Here is a 15,342-nt window from a genome sequence, read left to right as displayed (position 1 = left end):
TCAATGGCCAGCGTAGAACAGCAAAGAGACCCGCCCGTCGAGTTTCATGGAATAGAGGAGATCAAGCCCATGACACCTGCCCCGCTCATCGAACTCAACGACGGCTACAAGATCCCGCAACTGGGCTTGGGTACGTGGCCCCTGGATGATGCCCAGGTTGCCGATGCCGTGGTGGAGGCTGTTTCCTGCGGCTACCGGCACATTGATACGGCGGTCAAATACGGGAATGAGAAGGGAGTCGGCAACGGTATCCGCGCCTGCGGTGTGGACCGGGGCGAGCTCTTCATTACTACCAAGCTCGACGGTGAGTTCCAAGGCTCGGGCAAGGCGGTGGCGGGGCTCGATGGCTCGCTGCAACGCCTGGGGCTGGACTACGTTGACCTGCTGCTGATCCACTGGCCACTCCCCCGCCGCGACGAGTTCGTCTCCACGTGGAAGACCTTCGAGGAACTGCAGGCCTCGGGCAAGGTACGTTCCATCGGCGTTTCCAATTTCAAGCCAGCGCACCTGGAACGCCTGTTCCGGGAAACGGACGTCGTGCCGGCTGTCAACCAGATCCAGGTCAGTCCCTCCATCCCCCGCCCCGTTGCCATCGCATTCAATAGGCAGCACGGCATTGTCACGGAGTCCTACAGTCCCTTGGGCGCCAGCAGCGATCTCCTTAATGCACCCGTACTGGCAGGAATCGGCAACAAGTATGGAAAGTCCCCCGGCCAGGTGGTTCTCCGCTGGCACGTCCAGCAGGGCCTGGTGGCCATCCCCAAGACTTCAAATCCGCAGCGTATGCAGGAGAACCTTGATGTCTTCGACTTCGAACTGGACCAGGACGATCTCCTAAGGTTGCAGACCCTCGACTCCGGGCCTGATGCCGGCGTCGACTCGGACGTACAGGGACACTAAGGAATGGGGGAACAACGCTTGGAAGCAACTGGTACTGGAATGATTTGGACCGGATCCTACACGGCCGACCGGAACGGGAATGGCGAAGGAATCGGCGCACTTAACGTGGATGCGGATGGGGAGTTGACCTCCCTTGGCCTGGCTGTCGCAGCGAACTCGCCGTCCTTCCTCGCCGTCCACCCAACCCTCCCGGTGCTCTACGCCGTGGCTGAGGAGGGCAAGATGGTGCGGGCTTACCGCCGCAGCGGCGCCGCTGAACTGGAGGAAATGGGCCAACCGTGGCCGGCAGGGGAGGCCGCTTGCCACGTCGCGGCGGATCCCCAAGGGCGTTTCATTGTGGTCACCTGCTGGGGTGATGGCCAAGTGATCCTCTACGAACTGGACCACGACGGCGCTATGACCTCGCGCACCAGCGCGGAAGCCGCCGTCGACCCCCATCAGGTCGGCCCCACCGACGAGCCCCGCCCCAGCCGTGCACACTCCAGCCTCATGCTTCCCGATGGTCGCGTGATGACCACGGACCTGGGGCACGATCTTGTTCGGGTCTGGCGCTACGAGCCAGGCCAGGGACTGCTGCCCGACCACCAGGTGATCCTGCCCAGGGGCTCCGGCCCGCGGCACATGGTGCGGCATCCGAGCGGAACGGTGTTCATCGACACCGAATACTCGATTGAGGTTGCCGTCGTCAGGGCCGAACCGCAGGGAGTGTACGAACTCACCGCCATGGTTCCCGCCAGCGTGAATAAAGCGTTCGACGGCGACTCCGCGGCCGAGATTGCGATGTCGCCCGACGGTCGATTCGTCTATGTGGGCGTGCGTGGCTCAAACCGGATCTGCGTCCTGAAGGTGGGTGGCCAAGGCACGGAGCTGACGCCCTTGGCCGACGTGCCCAGCGGCGGCGATAGGCCTCGGCACCACTTGGTCCGCGATGGCTGGCTCTTCGTGGCGCATGAAGGTTCCAACGACGTCCTGAGCTTCAGGCTGGACCCGGAAACGGGACTGCCTGACGGACCAGTGGGCCGGGTGGAAACCGGGTCCCCAAGCGCACTGGTTCCCGCGGCTTGAGTTCCCGCGGCTTAAGCCGCCCAGACCTCGACGTCGTCTGTTCCGCAGATCAGTCTGCGGCCAGTAGGTTCAAGGACCACCCACAGCAGTTCCTGATGCTGCGAAACTTCGTCAACACGTCCAGTCCCGGCACCCCATGCGACGTCGTAGATCCATACGGGATCGCCAGCGCTGAGTTCGGTCCATTGCGCCGCCGGCACGTGCCGATAGTCCAGGGGCCTGTTCAGGATGGTGCTGGTCATGCTGACGCTTCACCGGCGGTCCGGCGCCGCCAGACAGTGGGTACTCCGTTGTGCGCAGGCAGCACGTGACCTTCGGCGAATACCTGGACCGCATCCGGCTCAGAATCCGGGCTCCACAAACCCGAGGCCGGGCAGTGGGAACCGGTGGGCATGACACGGGTGGCTCGCTCGCGCAGGAGGGCGATGCTCTTCATCGTTGAAACTCATCCTTGGTAGTTCAGGGCACTGCACGTTGTGTAGCAGGGCGTGGTGTGAAGCAGATCTCTTCAACCCTATGCAAGTCATAAGTGCTTCGTTATGGGCAGTTGCATAGCATTTCGCCGTGGTGCCATGCAGGCGAACAATGGGAAATCCGCGAAATTTCAGCTAGTCGGACTGCAAACGTTTCCAGCCCGCATTGGCGTAATAGCTCTTCACATCCAGAAAACCTTCACTTTCTGTGGATCAAAGGAACGCAAGCGCTTACAGTTGTGAGTTGCCACACAGCAGAGTCGCTTAGCGGAAGGTTTCATTACTTGCTATCTCACAGCTATAGATCCGTTGTCCCCGCCATCGTGCTCGCCACCGCAGTCGTGACGGCATCCACCGTCCTGCCCGCGAGCGCGATGGTCGCCACTAAGAAAGCTGCGCCTGATCCCGCCGGCCAACACTCGGTCCGCGGCGGCGTCAGCGACCAGAACTTCTATTTCGTCATGGCTGACCGCTTCAACAACGGCACCAAAGCCAACGACGACGGCGGACTGGGTTCCGATCCGATGGTGTCCGGCTACGATGCCACCCGCAAGGGCTTCTACAACGGCGGGGACCTGTTGGGCCTCCAGGGCCGCTTGGACTACATCCAGGGTTTGGGCACCAATGCCCTCTGGCTTACACCGAGCTTCAAGAACAAGGCAGTCCAGGGTGACGGGTCAGTGGAGAACAGCTCCGCGGGGTACCACGGGTACTGGGTCACGGACTTCACGCAGATCGATCCCCACCTGGGCACGAATGCTGAGCTGAAGACGCTGATCGATGCCGCCCATGCACGCGGCATGAAGGTGTATTTCGACATCATCACCAACCACACGGCTGACGTGATCCAGTACCAGGAGTCAGATTCGGCTCCCTACATTTCCAAGGAAACGGAGCCGTACCGTACGGCAGCGGGCGAGGCCTTCGATGACCACGACTACGCTGGTACGCAAGACTTTCCAGCACTGGATCCAGCGACGTCCTTCCCTTACACACCCGTGGTCCCGGAAGCCGAGCAGGACGTCAAGGTTCCCGCATGGCTCAACGACGCCACGCTCTACCACAACCGCGGCAACACGACCTTTTCCGGTGAGGACGCGCTCTACGGCGACTTCTTCGGCCTGGATGACCTGTTCACCGAGAACCCTCGGGTGGTCAATGGATTTGTTGATATCTACAAGACGTGGATCCGCGACTTCGGGATCGATGGTTTCCGCATCGACACCATGAAGCACGTCAATGACGAGTTCTGGCAGCAGTTCGGTCCGCAGGTGCTCAGCTATGCCAAGGAGCAAGGCAAGGACGAGTTCTTCATGTTCGGCGAGGTCTTCGATACCTCCAAGAGCGTCACGTCCAAATTCACCACCAAGAACAAGATGCAGGCTGTTCTCGACTTCGGTTTCCAGGGTGCCGCGCGCAGCTTCGCTTCCCAGGGCAGCAAGGCCAGCGGTTTGGCCGACTTCTTCAACGCCGATGACTGGTACACCGACGCCGACTCCAACGCGTACCAACTGCCCACCTTCCTGGGGAACCACGACATGGGCCGTATCGGCACGTTCATCGCCCAGGACAATGCTGGAGCGTCCGACACCGAACTCGTGGAGCGCGACGAACTCGCCCACGAGCTGATGTACTTCTCGCGCGGCAACCCGGTTGTCTATTACGGCGACGAGCAAGGTTTCACCGGCGCAGGCGGGGACCAGGACTCGCGGCAATCCATGTTCGCCAGCCAGGTTCAGGAATACCTCGACGACGACCTGCTGGGGACAAGCGCCACGCACGCCACGGACAACTTCGATACCCAGCACCCGCTCTACAAGAAGATCAGTGAGCTTGCATCCCTCACGGCGGAGCACCCGACCCTCCGCAGCGGTGCCCAGCAGAACCGCTACGCATCCGATGATGCGGGGATCTACGCCTTCTCCCGCATCGACGCCAAGGACCAGCGCGAGTACGTGGTTGCCGTGAACAACAGCGAAAGTGCCCAAACGGCGGAGATCCCAACCTACGAAGCCAAGCAGCCGTTCAACCTCGTCTACGGTGATGCAGCGGCTGATGCCAAGACCGACGCTCAAGCGAAACTGTCTGTCACCGTCCCTCCGCTTTCCACAGTGGTGTACCAAGCAGCGGGGCGACTTGCGCAGTCCAAGGCGGCTCCCGGCGTCGTACTCAAGAAGCCGGTCACCGCTGCCGGTGACGCTACGCGCATGAAGGTAACGGCCGACGTCGACGGTAGCTCGTTCTATGAAGTCACCTTCCAGGCGCGGACGGCGGGCGGCGAATGGGAGTCGATCGGCACGGACGACAACGCGCCGTACCAGGTCTTCCACGATGTGTCCGCGATGCAGTCCGGCACGTCGGTGGAGTACCGTGCCGTGGTGCTGGACAACGCCGGCCACACGTCGGCGAGTGAGCCGCGCAGCGGTGTTGTGGGCGAGCCAGCCCAGCCCGAAACGGTCACCGTGGCTGGCAGCCTCAACACCGAGCTGGGCTGCCCGGAGGACTGGCAGGCGTCGTGCGAGCAGGCTTTCATGAGCTACGAACCGACGCATCGGCTGTGGCAGCTGAGGGCCCCGAACCTGCCAGCCGGGACGTACGAGTTCAAGGCTGCGCTCAATGGCACATGGGATGAGAACTATGGTGCAGGTGGTGAGCCGAATGGCCCGAATGTGGTGTTCACGCACACCGGAGGGGCCGTGACCTTCCTCTACGACCACGCAACCAACGTGATCAGCGCCGTGACCGCGGGCCAGCAACCTGCCGCCGTATCAGTGCCCGGGAGCCTGAACTCGGAGCTGGGCTGCACCGGTGACTGGATGCCCGATTGCCCCCAGGCCCAGCTGGCTTTGGATCCTTCGGACGGTATCTGGAAGCTATCTGTGCCGGACTTGGCTGCGGGTAGCTACGAGTTCAAGGCCGCGATCAACGGCTCCTGGGCTGAGAACTACGGCCTGGGCGGCGCCGTGAACGGCAGCAACATCACGCTGAACCACGACGGCGGACCGGTCACCTTCCGGTATGACCACGCGAGTCACCTGATCACTGTGAGCTAGCCCAAACTAGCTAGCAGTTGTGGTTGTTTTGACGCGTCATTACAACCACAACTGCTAGTCAGGTGGGGTTAGTTGTAGCTCAGGCTCAGCAGCAGGGCCTTCAGCTGCGAGTACTGTTCGCTTCCCATCCAGGCCTTCGCGGCTTCGGGGGTGGCGAAGGTGGGCTGCTTTTCAAAGTCGAACAGAACACGGGCGGACATGACTCCGTTGGGCATCATGATCTGGTTGGTCCCCGAACTCCTCTCCCCCGCTTCGAACTCCGAGGAAAGACGCACATCCATGAAGTAGTACGGTCGGCTGTCCGCAGGGACTGTGGGTTTGGGCTTCCCCTCTTCCGGATAAATCAAACCTAGATCCGACCCGAAACCGAACTCCACAGGATTGCCTGATTTGTCGGTGATCCCCGGGACCGACGCCCTATCCAGGACGGTCCTTTTCACCCATCCACCGGTGCCATCCCCATAGAAACCGCTGTACACGTAGGCGACTTCCGCGCCCGTGCTGTCCACGAGAGTGGCGCCGACCGATGCCGCCTTCGTTTCCTCCGAAAGATACGGACCCTGCTCCGTTCGGACAGTCCAGCCGCTCGGGTACCTGAACGACAAATGCCCGTCCGGGAACGTGAACGTTTGCAGCGTGGCAGCTGGCGGCTGGGTAGGCGCCGTAGTAGCTGCCACCGGCGGAACAATCGCTGGAGCCGATTGGCTTGCAGTCGGCGTCGGGGTGCCGGACGACGTGGCTGACGCGCTGGGCGAAGGCGTGGGTGTGGGCGTGGCAGATACGCTCGGTGTTGATTCCGGAGTGACAGTGACAGCCGGAGCGGGCGTCGAGCTCACCGGGCCGAAATTGGATGCAACCAGGACACCAGCAGTCACTGCTGCCGCGCCCAACAGGAGTCCGGCCGCGATCCGCATCTTGCGGTTCCTGCGTTCTTCGAGCGACGCCACGCCAGCGGGCAACGTGTCACTGAATACGCGCGGGCCGGACAACATGCGGCTCAGGGCCTCAGCCCCGTTAATCTCAGACTCCGGCTCATTCTTCAGAGGGTCGATCGCGGAAATCTGGCTCTTGATCGGATCCATCTCAGACTCCCATCTTTTGTGTAGTCGTTTCGGCGCCGGCGGGCAGCTGTTTCCGGAACGCGGTCCGGGCCCGGTGCAGACGGACCTTGGCTGCTGATTCACTGCACTGCAGCACTCCGGCGAGGTCAGTGGTACCTAGTCCGTCCCAGTAGGCCAGCTGCAGAATTTCGCGGTCCTGCACCCGCAAGCGGTCCATCGCATCCTGTACCGCGACGTTCCCGGAGTCGTCCCCGAAACGCTCCACCGCCGTCGCGCGCAGTTTTTCCTGCAGAGCCTGCTGACGTTCGCGGCTGCGGTAGGCATTACCCACAAGGTTGCGCGCTATGGCGAGCAAGTATCCGAGTTCCGGCCGGGCATCATCCGACCACTTTTGCCAAACGACGCGGAACACGTCTGCCGCGATTTCTTCGGCCATCTCCGCCGATTCAACCCGTCGGCGGACAAACCTGAAAACGGACGGATAACTGTCTTTGTGAATGGCGATAAACGCCAGTTCGCGCTCGGAAAGCACGATTTTCCCCCTGAAAGTAGTGTCCTGAAGTGCAGGATACTTCTATAGTTTCCGGCCGGGCTCCCGCGGTTACACGCGGCTAGGAGAATCTTCGATAGATTCTTTTCACCTAACCCGAGCGAAAGTGTGGAACAGCCATGGTGGAAACAGGTCCCGCGGCGGACTGGGCCCGAAAGCAAGTCGATCTGGGGCGTGTGCCCGTTGCGGTCCTTGGTATTGCCTCCAGCGAGGGCATCTCGGACCTTGTCGCTTTTGGGCACGACGGCGGCAGGCAAGCAACGGCCGACGACCACTTCGCGCTGTTCTCAGTCACGAAACCCATCACCTCGATGACTGTGATGCGGCAGGTTGAGCTGGGGAAACTATCCCTTGGAGCTTCCCTGGGTGAAGCACTTCCCGGTTTTGGCTCAGACCGCACCGACACCGTCACATTGGAACACCTTTTGAGCCACCGCTCGGGCATTGCGGACCCGGAGCTCGACGGCGGCGCGCCGCTCCGCGAGGACCTCACCTCTGCGGAGCAAGCCTTTTACGCGGGCTCGTTGGTCCAATACTGCAATGTCGCTTTCGAGGGTGCCGCGGCCATGGCCGAATGGGCAGACGGGCGCCCGTTCGATGAGCAGCTCCGTTCGTTGGCAACCGACACCGGGGCCAAGGGCCTCACCTTCGAAACCGATTGCAACCCCCACACAGTCCACGGCACAGAGGCGGCGGGCCTGGACGTTGAGGCTATGTACAAGAAGAAGCACCCCGGTGCCGGGCTCTTCGGTACGGCCACGGACCTGCTCAATCTCGGATCTGAACTGCTGCGGAATTCCGGCAAGGCTGTCCGGCCTGCGACGCTTGCCTCCATGCGTCGGCCGCGAACCACCGGGCTTTCCCACATCTCCATCCGGCCCAAGCCCCTGCGCCATACCGGGCTTGGGTTCCAGATGCCCGCAAACGAATCCGAGCTCCTGGCCCGTGGGATCTATGGCCACCCCGGCTGGTCAGGCACGGAATGGTGGATGTTCCCGGAAGAGGACCGCTGCGTCGTGTTCCTGACCAACGTGCTGGATACACCCGACCTTGGCGTGGACACGAACGAGCTGTTCAACGCAGTGGCGGCTTCCTAGGGGGCGGGCTTCATCCGGCCGCGCCAGCCAGAGATTGCCCACATCACCACGAACAGGCCAACAAGGAGCAGGCCGGCGTCGCCGAGGTCGATTTCCCCGAGCCACGTGGTCAGCGGGTCCTCCAAGTCCAAGGCAGCGTTGAGGAATCCGCCCAGCGTGATTACGGAGATGAACAGGGCAGAGGCAGCCGAGATGCCGGTGATCACCACATTGAAGCCAAGCTTCCGTTGGGGGTCATTGATGGCCGATTTGTACATCTTCATCATGGCCACGCCATTGATGGAATCGCACAGCGTCATGGCCGCAGTGAACGCGAACGGGAGTGCCATTAAGGCGAGAAGTGAGACTCCGGCGAGTGACGCCGTCGTGGTGATAACCAGTAGCCCGATGGTGGTGGCGGTATCGAACCCCAGCCCGAACAGGAAGCCGATCACATAAATGTTCCGTGGCCGCTCCACCTTCGACAGGGGCTTGGCCAGCAACCTCGCAACAAATCCTTTCGCCTCGAGGTCGTCTTCGTGGATCCCGGCGCCGGCCTGAACACTCCTGTACACCTGTCTGGCGCGGACGAACGCGGAACCGTTGAACAGGCCCATTGCGAGCAAGAACAGCCCGGACACGCCGCTGCCGATCAGGCCGAGAACCCTGTTTCCAGTGGTGCCGTCTTCCATGAACTGCCCGATCACCGTTGCGCCGGCAACCACCAGCAAACCGGCCAGGATGACCACGGAACTGTGGCCCAAGCTGAACGCAAAACCCACGCTGACGGGATCCTTGCGCTGCGAAACGAACTTTCGGGTGGAGTTGTCGATCGCGGCGATGTGGTCCCAGTCGTAGCTGTGCTTGATTCCAGCCACGTACGCGGTAACCACCAAGCCGAGCGCCAACGGCTGCGTGGCGCCTGCCCCTCCTGGCAGCAAGAGCACGACGGCGGCAACGTGCAGGGCGGCCACCGCACCGAACGTAAAGAGCAGCCGGGTCCGCAAGGACAGGTTCTCCCGTTCCCGGTACAGCGTGGCGAACTCAGTCAGCGCAGTCATCTAGTACTTCCTCAGGTTCAAGGGCTCCTGCCCGTGCCAGCGCTTGCGGAGAAGCGCCGTGCAGGTACCCAGCAGAATATTGAGTTCTTCCGTGCTGTTCGACAACGATCGCAGCACGAGGCCCGTGGTACCGCAAACAGTATTGGTCAGGGAAACGCCCGTATAGGCGTCCAGGTGGCGGGTGAGCTCGTGCAGCTCATCGGCCAGTTCCTGATCCACCCTATGATCTACCACTATCAGGGAACCCAGGTGACTGAAGCCCTCCATGAAACCCATGCCTGTGACCTCGCCGAGGGACGGCCGGATCAGGAGATTATCGAGGGCCAACAGCTTGGGTCCGTCAACCGTTTCGATGTGAATCTCGTTCCTCAGCCGCAGCTCCTCGTACCGGAACTCCCCACCGTCCGGGGCCCACCCCGGCGTGATGACCTCAGCCATGACAAGGCTCGACGTCGGGTGGAGGCTGATGTGCGAATTCTGCCGGTAGCTCGCCTCCCGATAGGCAATCAACTGGTCAGGCACGAACTCCAACAGTGCCCCCTCCCCCAACCGCACACTCATGCGCTGCTCAGCAAAGGACCCCGGAGTCCGATACACCTTCGTAGCCGACTGCGTCGTCAACAAAAGATCCGCCCCAGCCTCGACCTCCACATCAATAAGGAACAGATCGGCCCCCAAATACGCCCCGCCAGGATTAACCATGACGTAGCAAACCTGCCCGGACTGATCCAAATAATGCGGCCGGAGCACCCTCAAAGCGCCCTCATGGAATTGCCGAGAAGCAACAGACCTCCCGCCACGCGCACTGACCCCGAGCTCCAGCCGCCCCCGCGCAGGGCGGTGAGCGGACGCGGATGAAGGGGGCCGCGGCGTGGCGGGTTCCGCGGGGGGCCCACTGCCGCGAGGGCCCCGGCTCGAGCTTGCGAGAGTTGGGAGCGGCTGGGGACGGGCACGGCCCCCTTCATCCGCGGGCGCCGCCCCAGGTGAGATGAGAACGGACTTGGGCGGGGTCATGACGCCAAGTCGAGCATCAGGACGTCGCGTCGGATCCAGTTCAGGACCTGCTCGAGGCCTTCGTCGGTTTTGAGATTGGTGAAGCAGAAGGGTTTGTTGCCTCGGAATTCCTTGGAGTCGCGTTCCATCACGGAGAGGTCTGCTCCGACGTGGGGCGCGAGGTCCGTTTTGTTGATGATGAAGAGGTCGGATTTGATCATGCCTTGGCCGGCTTTGCGGGGGATCTTTTCGCCCTGGGCGACATCGATGATGTAGATGGAGAAGTCGACGAGCTCGGGACTGAACGTGGCGGAGAGGTTGTCGCCGCCGGATTCGACGAAGATGACCTGCAGGTCCGCATGGCGCCTCTTGAGTTCCTCGATGGCGGCGGTGTTCATGGAGGTGTCTTCGCGGATCGCGGTGTGTGGGCAACCGCCGGTTTCGACGCCGATGATCCGGTCTTCGGGCAGGACACCGTTGGCCGCGAGGATTTTGGCGTCTTCAATGGTGTAGATGTCGTTGGTGATGGCGGCCATGGAAATGTCGCCGCTCATGTGCCGGGTGATCCGCTCGACGAGTTGCGTCTTGCCGGCGCCGACCGGCCCGCCGACGCCGATTTTGATGGGTTCAGACATGTGTCCTCCTGATTAGCTCATGAACATGCGGGCGCGCTGCCGTTCGTGCCGCATTTGTGAAATTTCGAGTCCGGGGCTCACGGCCCCAAAGTCGTCCCAGCACAGCTGTGCTACATCCCGCACGACGGCAGCAACGGCGTCGTGCGCGTCCCGAAGTACCCGCTGCCCGGCGTTTTGACCGAGCGGAATGGCGCGCACGGCGTTCTGCGTCAGACAAGTAACGGTGGCAAACAAATAGGCAGAAAGAGCCTCTTCGTATGGAACCTGCAGTGACCGAGCAATCACCCCAAAAGCCAAAGGTTGATGCCCTTGTGCCCGCCCCTCCCGGACCAGTTCCCGATAAGCATCCAACTCCCCCGACGGGAACACCTCCCCACCAATCTCGAGCAACCGCCCACCCATCTTCAAAGAAGCCTCCCGAACCTCCCGAGCCAACAGTTGCGCAGACAACACGCCATCCAACAAGCCAACATCCACCCCCTCATACAAAAACCGCACAGCCAACCCATCCGAATAGGTCAACTGCTGCCCAACAAACGAGGAAAGCCAATCAGCGAAAGTAACCTCATCCCGGACCAACTCACGATGTATGTAGCTCTCAAACCCCAAAGAATGAGCAAACGCCCCCGTAGGCAACGCAGAGTCCGTCAACTGCTGAAGAGCAAGCTGATATGAGGTCATACTGCCTCGCTGGTGGGCTCGACGACGACGCTGCCGCGGCGAACCTCGGCGGAGGCGGGTGATAGGGGCCGCGGCGTGGTGGGCACCGCGGAGCGGGCACGGCCCCTATCACCCGCCGCAGGCTCGCCGACCGCGGCGCCCCAGCCACGGTCACCTACGGACAGCGCGATGACCGCTGTATTAGTGCGAATGCTCAGCATGGCGGAATGGCACCGGCATGACCCGCTCTTGCCTGTCGTAGGGGACGCCGACGCTCTTCAGGTAGTCCTCGACGGTGTGGTCGTACTGGCACACCATGACGTCGGCTCCGTACTCAGAGAGGGAGTCGAAGAATTGTGCCTGCAGGTGCCGGTTGCCGAGGGAATGCGCCACGACGCCCATTTCGTGGATGGTCCTTGGCGCAATCACCAGGACGTCTGTGGGCAGCACGGAGATAACGATGAGGTTGGCGTCGTCGATGGCGAGGATGTCGCCGTCGCGCAGGTCGCCGGATCCGGTGGGGAGTCGGATGCCGAGTTCTTTGCCGTGGTCGGTGGTGACGCGCTGGATGCGTTTGACGAGCAGGGCGCTGGGGAGGACCACTTTTTCCTTGTGGTGGCCGGCAAAGGCGTCGGGCTGTTCGTGGAGGTTGCCCAGTATTTTTTCGATGATCATGAGGGTCCTAGAAGAGGAAGTAGCGCTGCGCCATGGGCAGCACGTCGGAGGGTTCGCAGGTGGCTTCGACGCCGTCGACTGTCACCTTGTAGGTCTCGGGGTCGACGACGATGTCCGGGGTTTCGCCGTTGAACTTCAGGTCGGCTTTGCGCAGATTGCGGATGCCGGAGACGGGCCGGATGATGCGTTCGAGTCCGAGTTTTTCGGGGATACCGGCGTCGATCGCGGCTTTGGATAGGAACGTTATGGACGTTTGTTGGAGTGCTCTGCCGTAGCTGGCGAACATGGGCCGCATGGTGCGTGGCTGCGGCGTGGGAATGGAGGCGTTGGAGTCGCCCATGAGTGCGTAGGCGATCTGCCCGCCCTTGATGACGAGTTCGGGTTTCACTCCGAAGAAGGCGGGGTCCCACAACACCAGGTCAGCGAATTTGCCTTCTTCGACGGAGCCAATGACGTCCGCCATGCCCTGTGCGATGGCTGGGTTGATGGTGTATTTGGCTACGTAGCGTTTGAGCCGGAAGTTGTCGCTTTCCGCCGAGCCGTGCGAGGTACCGGATGGGTCGTTCAGCACGCCGCGCTGCCGTTTCATGGCATCGGCCACCTGCCAGGTCCGGGTGATCACTTCTCCCACGCGGCCCATGGCCTGCGAGTCTGAGGACGTGATGGCGAAGACGCCGAGATCGTGGAGGACGTCCTCCGCCGCAATGGTCTCGGCACGGATGCGGGAGTCCGCGAAGGCCACGTCTTCCGGGATGTCCGGGTTGAGGTGATGGCAGACCATGAGCATGTCCAGGTGCTCTTCGATGGTGTTCTTGGTGTACGGCAGCGTGGGGTTGGTGGACGCGGGGAGCACGTTGGGCAGGCCTGCGATCTTGATGATGTCCGGGGCGTGCCCACCGCCGGCGCCCTCCGTGTGGAAGGTGTGGATCACCCTGCCGTCGATCGCTTTGATGGTGTCCTCCACGAAGCCGCATTCGTTGAGGGTGTCTGTGTGGATAGCTACTTGGACGTCGTATTCGTCGGCCACGCGTAGGGACATGTCTATGGAGGACGTCGTGGAGCCCCAGTCCTCATGGACTTTGAGCCCCACGGCACCAGCTTGGATCTGCTCAGCGAGGGGTTCGACGGCGGACGCGTGGCCTTTGCCGAGCAAGCCGATGTTGATGGGGAGTCCTTCGGCCGCTTGGAGCATCCGCGAGATATGCCACGATCCGGGTGTGATGGTGGTGGCTTTAGTACCTTCCGCTGGTCCCGTGCCTCCGCCCACCATCGTGGTGACCCCGCTGCAGAGAGCAGTGGGAACCTGTTCGGGGGAAATGAAGTGGATGTGGGTGTCGATGCCACCAGCTGTGAGGATCTTCCGCTCGCCGGCGATGATTTCCGTGCTGGCGCCGATCACGATGTCCACGCCGTCCATGATCTGCGGGTTGCCGGCTTTGCCGATCTTGAAAATGTGCCCGTCCTTCAGGGCTACATCGGCCTTGTAGATGCCGGAGTAGTCCAGGACAACGACGTTTGTGATGACTGTGTCAGGCACTCCGCCGCCGTCACGCGTCACCTGGCCGTTCTGGCCCATGCCGTCGCGGATTACTTTGCCGCCCCCGAAGACCACTTCTTCGCCGTAGACGGTGTAGTCGTTTTCGATTTCGAGGAACAGTTCCGTGTCCGCCAAGCGGATGGAGTCACCTGTCGTTGGGCCGTAAAGCTCGGCGTATTGCCGGCGGGGAAGCTCGAAGCTCACTTGGTGTCTCCTTCCGTAGCCGCGCCCGGACGAGCGGTCCCGCCGAGGCGGGTTCCGCCGTCGAGCGTTCCATTGACGGCGTTACTTAAGCCAAAAACCTCACGGGCACCTGCCAACCCCACCAGCTGGACGGTCTTCTTATCGCCTGGTTCGAACCGGGCAGCGGTGCCGGCAGGAATGTCCAGGCGGCGGCCATAAGCGGCTTCACGATCAAATTCCAGGGCGCGGTTAGCCTCCGCGAAGTGGTAGTGCGAACCGATCTGGACTGGGCGGTCGCCTCGATTGACAACCTCGACGGCGATCGCCTCACGGCCGTTGTTGCATGCGATGGGCTCGGGGCGGAGCCTGTACTCACCGGGGATCATGGGGTGGCTCCTATCGGATGGGGTGGTGGACTGTGACGAGCTTTGTGCCATCGGGGAAGGTGGCTTCGATTTGGACGTCGTGGATCATCTCCGGCACGCCTTCCATCACGTCTTCGCGGCGCAGCAAAGTGGTTCCGTAGCTCATGAGCTCCGCAACGGACTTGCCGTCACGGGCGCCCTCGATGAGTTCGTAGCTGATGATCGCGATGGCTTCCGGGTAGTTCAGCTTCAATCCGCGCGCCTGCCTTCGTCTGGCCAGATCGGCGGCTACCACGATCATGAGTTTTTCCTGCTCACGGGGTAAAAGATGCATCGATTCTCCTCAAAGCCACTACCTGGGTGCACACGAAGGGACAGTTTGTGATCAGCGTAAGGACTGGACGTTTCAGCCACGTTTCCAGAGGGTCTCAGTCAGCTGTGGGTTTGGCCGCCGTTCGATGCTTTCGGACCTGCCACACGCCGAGGATGACAATCACGACGACGCCCACCACCACTGCGGCACCGCGCCCCACTGCATGGGCTAGTTCCTCGTAGGAGCTGCCGGCGATGAATCCCAGGGTCACGAACAGGGCACCCCAAATGATGCCGCCGGTGAAGTTCCAGATGGCGAAGCGGCGGTATGGCATTCGGCTGAGCCCGGCGAGTGCGGGCATGACGGCGCGGAAAAAGGCGGTGAAGCGGCCCAGGAATACTGCCAGGCCGCCACGGCGGGCAAGGAAATCCTCGGCTTTCTGCAGCTGGGCCCGTCTCTTATCCAGGAGTTTTAGGGCCATAATCCGGGGGCCCAAGTGCTTGCCAATCTCGTAGCCCACCGTGTCTCCGAGGATGGCTGCCGAGATGACGATCATGATCATGCTCCACAGCGGAAGATCACCCCGGCTGGCAAAGACTCCCCCCACCACGGCAGCCGTTTCGCCTGGGACCACGAAGCCGATAAACAAGGCATCCTCGGCAAAGACCAGTGCGAACACGATGCACATCACCACCAGTGGGCTGGCGTGAAGGAGTCCGTCGAACAACGACTGCATGGGCTT

The 15,342-nt window shown here is 61.9% G+C and carries 18 protein-coding genes; 4 read left to right on the top strand and 14 right to left on the bottom strand.

What is annotated here, in order from left to right:
- The first annotated feature begins 69 nt into the window (after positions 1-69).
- Both LDN75_RS01045 and LDN75_RS01040 read left to right on the top strand, forming a co-directional pair.
- The gene (locus tag LDN75_RS01045; RefSeq protein WP_223935353.1) at positions 70-900 is read left to right on the top strand and encodes an aldo/keto reductase; all 831 of its coding nucleotides are present in this window, start codon (positions 70-72) and stop codon (positions 898-900) included.
- 39 nt (positions 901-939) lie between these two features.
- Positions 940-1,965: a beta-propeller fold lactonase family protein gene (locus LDN75_RS01040; protein ID WP_223935352.1), complete on the top strand. Its 1,026-nt coding sequence runs from the start codon at positions 940-942 to the stop codon at positions 1,963-1,965.
- Between the two features lie 11 nt (positions 1,966-1,976).
- On the opposite strand, the gene LDN75_RS01035 is transcribed toward LDN75_RS01040, so the two are convergent.
- Both LDN75_RS01035 and LDN75_RS01030 read right to left on the bottom strand, forming a co-directional pair.
- Positions 1,977-2,207, bottom strand: coding sequence for a hypothetical protein (locus LDN75_RS01035; RefSeq protein WP_223935351.1), 231 nt, complete (start codon positions 2,205-2,207; stop codon positions 1,977-1,979).
- A complete protein-coding gene (locus tag LDN75_RS01030; RefSeq protein WP_223935350.1) occupies positions 2,204-2,401 on the bottom strand; it encodes a hypothetical protein in 198 nt (65 codons plus the stop codon). The genes LDN75_RS01035 and LDN75_RS01030 overlap by 4 nt, the downstream gene beginning before the upstream one ends.
- 411 nt (positions 2,402-2,812) lie before the next feature.
- Here LDN75_RS01030 and LDN75_RS01025 point away from each other — a divergent pair, with 411 nt between their 5' ends.
- Positions 2,813-5,491, top strand: coding sequence for an alpha-amylase family glycosyl hydrolase (locus LDN75_RS01025; RefSeq protein ID WP_223937449.1), 2,679 nt, complete (start codon positions 2,813-2,815; stop codon positions 5,489-5,491).
- A 68-nt stretch (positions 5,492-5,559) separates the two neighbouring features.
- On the opposite strand, the gene LDN75_RS01020 is transcribed toward LDN75_RS01025, so the two are convergent.
- Together LDN75_RS01020 and LDN75_RS01015 are read right to left on the bottom strand one after the other, a co-directional pair.
- Entirely contained in the window at positions 5,560-6,573 is a 1,014-nt protein-coding gene (locus tag LDN75_RS01020; RefSeq protein ID WP_223935349.1) for a hypothetical protein, read from the bottom strand.
- 1 nt (position 6,574) lies between these two features.
- Positions 6,575-7,084 (bottom strand): sigma-70 family RNA polymerase sigma factor, encoded by a 510-nt coding sequence (locus LDN75_RS01015; protein WP_223935348.1) that lies wholly within the window; start codon positions 7,082-7,084, stop codon positions 6,575-6,577.
- Between the two features lie 137 nt (positions 7,085-7,221).
- Here LDN75_RS01015 and LDN75_RS01010 point away from each other — a divergent pair, with 137 nt between their 5' ends.
- Complete coding sequence (locus LDN75_RS01010) at positions 7,222-8,199, top strand: serine hydrolase domain-containing protein (RefSeq protein WP_223935347.1); 978 nt, start codon at positions 7,222-7,224, stop codon at positions 8,197-8,199.
- Here the strand turns inward: LDN75_RS01010 and LDN75_RS01005 are convergent.
- The 10 genes from LDN75_RS01005 to LDN75_RS00960 all read right to left on the bottom strand — a co-directional run bounded on the left by LDN75_RS01005 (position 8,196) and on the right by LDN75_RS00960 (position 15,336).
- Positions 8,196-9,239, bottom strand: a complete 1,044-nt coding sequence (locus LDN75_RS01005) for a nickel transporter (RefSeq protein WP_223935346.1) — start codon at positions 9,237-9,239, stop codon at positions 8,196-8,198. The two genes, LDN75_RS01010 and LDN75_RS01005, sit on opposite strands and share 4 nt — an antisense overlap.
- On the bottom strand, positions 9,240-10,253 hold the full coding sequence (locus tag LDN75_RS01000; protein ID WP_346347155.1) for an urease accessory protein UreD: 1,014 nt from the start codon (positions 10,251-10,253) through the stop codon (positions 9,240-9,242).
- Entirely contained in the window at positions 10,250-10,867 is a 618-nt protein-coding gene (ureG, locus tag LDN75_RS00995; protein WP_223935344.1) for an urease accessory protein UreG, read from the bottom strand. Before ureG ends, LDN75_RS01000 begins: the two co-directional genes overlap by 4 nt.
- A gap of 12 nt (positions 10,868-10,879) precedes the next feature.
- Complete coding sequence (locus LDN75_RS00990) at positions 10,880-11,548, bottom strand: urease accessory protein UreF (protein WP_223935343.1); 669 nt, start codon at positions 11,546-11,548, stop codon at positions 10,880-10,882.
- A complete protein-coding gene (locus tag LDN75_RS00985; RefSeq protein ID WP_223935342.1) occupies positions 11,545-11,748 on the bottom strand; it encodes a hypothetical protein in 204 nt (67 codons plus the stop codon). The genes LDN75_RS00990 and LDN75_RS00985 overlap by 4 nt, the downstream gene beginning before the upstream one ends.
- A complete protein-coding gene (gene ureE / locus LDN75_RS00980; protein ID WP_223935341.1) occupies positions 11,729-12,202 on the bottom strand; it encodes an urease accessory protein UreE in 474 nt (157 codons plus the stop codon). Before ureE ends, LDN75_RS00985 begins: the two co-directional genes overlap by 20 nt.
- A 7-nt stretch (positions 12,203-12,209) precedes the next feature.
- The gene (ureC, locus tag LDN75_RS00975) at positions 12,210-13,943 is read right to left on the bottom strand and encodes an urease subunit alpha (protein WP_223935340.1); all 1,734 of its coding nucleotides are present in this window, start codon (positions 13,941-13,943) and stop codon (positions 12,210-12,212) included.
- Positions 13,940-14,308 carry an urease subunit beta gene (locus LDN75_RS00970; protein ID WP_223935339.1) on the bottom strand — a complete coding sequence of 123 codons (369 nt, stop codon included), beginning with the start codon at positions 14,306-14,308 and terminating at the stop codon, positions 13,940-13,942. Before LDN75_RS00970 ends, ureC begins: the two co-directional genes overlap by 4 nt.
- A gap of 10 nt (positions 14,309-14,318) precedes the next feature.
- Complete coding sequence (locus LDN75_RS00965; RefSeq protein WP_223935338.1) at positions 14,319-14,621, bottom strand: urease subunit gamma; 303 nt, start codon at positions 14,619-14,621, stop codon at positions 14,319-14,321.
- A 94-nt stretch (positions 14,622-14,715) separates the two neighbouring features.
- Complete coding sequence (locus LDN75_RS00960; protein WP_223935337.1) at positions 14,716-15,336, bottom strand: DedA family protein; 621 nt, start codon at positions 15,334-15,336, stop codon at positions 14,716-14,718.
- Between the last annotated feature and the right edge of the window lie 6 nt (positions 15,337-15,342).

This window comes from Arthrobacter sp. StoSoilB5 (assembly GCF_019977235.1).
Taxonomy (GTDB): Bacteria; Actinomycetota; Actinomycetes; order Actinomycetales; family Micrococcaceae; genus Arthrobacter.
This window is presented reverse-complemented; position numbering and strand designations above follow the sequence as displayed.

What these genes read in the sequence shown, in the direction of transcription:
- LDN75_RS00990 (WP_223935343.1), bottom strand. Translation starts at nt 11,548, where the DNA reads ATGACCTCATATCAGCTTGCTCTTCAGCAGTTGACGGACTCTGCGTTG.
- LDN75_RS01005 (WP_223935346.1), bottom strand. Translation starts at nt 9,239, where the DNA reads ATGACTGCGCTGACTGAGTTCGCCACGCTGTACCGGGAACGGGAGAAC.
- LDN75_RS01010 (WP_223935347.1), top strand. Translation starts at nt 7,222, where the DNA reads ATGGTGGAAACAGGTCCCGCGGCGGACTGGGCCCGAAAGCAAGTCGAT.
- LDN75_RS00965 (WP_223935338.1), bottom strand. Translation starts at nt 14,621, where the DNA reads ATGCATCTTTTACCCCGTGAGCAGGAAAAACTCATGATCGTGGTAGCC.
- LDN75_RS01020 (WP_223935349.1), bottom strand. Translation starts at nt 6,573, where the DNA reads ATGGATCCGATCAAGAGCCAGATTTCCGCGATCGACCCTCTGAAGAAT.
- ureE (WP_223935341.1), bottom strand. Translation starts at nt 12,202, where the DNA reads ATGATCATCGAAAAAATACTGGGCAACCTCCACGAACAGCCCGACGCC.
- LDN75_RS01035 (WP_223935351.1), bottom strand. Translation starts at nt 2,207, where the DNA reads ATGACCAGCACCATCCTGAACAGGCCCCTGGACTATCGGCACGTGCCG.
- LDN75_RS01030 (WP_223935350.1), bottom strand. Translation starts at nt 2,401, where the DNA reads ATGAAGAGCATCGCCCTCCTGCGCGAGCGAGCCACCCGTGTCATGCCC.
- LDN75_RS01000 (WP_346347155.1), bottom strand. Translation starts at nt 10,253, where the DNA reads ATGACCCCGCCCAAGTCCGTTCTCATCTCACCTGGGGCGGCGCCCGCG.
- LDN75_RS00960 (WP_223935337.1), bottom strand. Translation starts at nt 15,336, where the DNA reads ATGCAGTCGTTGTTCGACGGACTCCTTCACGCCAGCCCACTGGTGGTG.
- ureG (WP_223935344.1), bottom strand. Translation starts at nt 10,867, where the DNA reads ATGTCTGAACCCATCAAAATCGGCGTCGGCGGGCCGGTCGGCGCCGGC.
- LDN75_RS00985 (WP_223935342.1), bottom strand. Translation starts at nt 11,748, where the DNA reads ATGCTGAGCATTCGCACTAATACAGCGGTCATCGCGCTGTCCGTAGGT.
- LDN75_RS01025 (WP_223937449.1), top strand. Translation starts at nt 2,813, where the DNA reads ATGGTCGCCACTAAGAAAGCTGCGCCTGATCCCGCCGGCCAACACTCG.
- LDN75_RS00970 (WP_223935339.1), bottom strand. Translation starts at nt 14,308, where the DNA reads ATGATCCCCGGTGAGTACAGGCTCCGCCCCGAGCCCATCGCATGCAAC.
- LDN75_RS01045 (WP_223935353.1), top strand. Translation starts at nt 70, where the DNA reads ATGACACCTGCCCCGCTCATCGAACTCAACGACGGCTACAAGATCCCG.
- LDN75_RS01040 (WP_223935352.1), top strand. Translation starts at nt 940, where the DNA reads ATGATTTGGACCGGATCCTACACGGCCGACCGGAACGGGAATGGCGAA.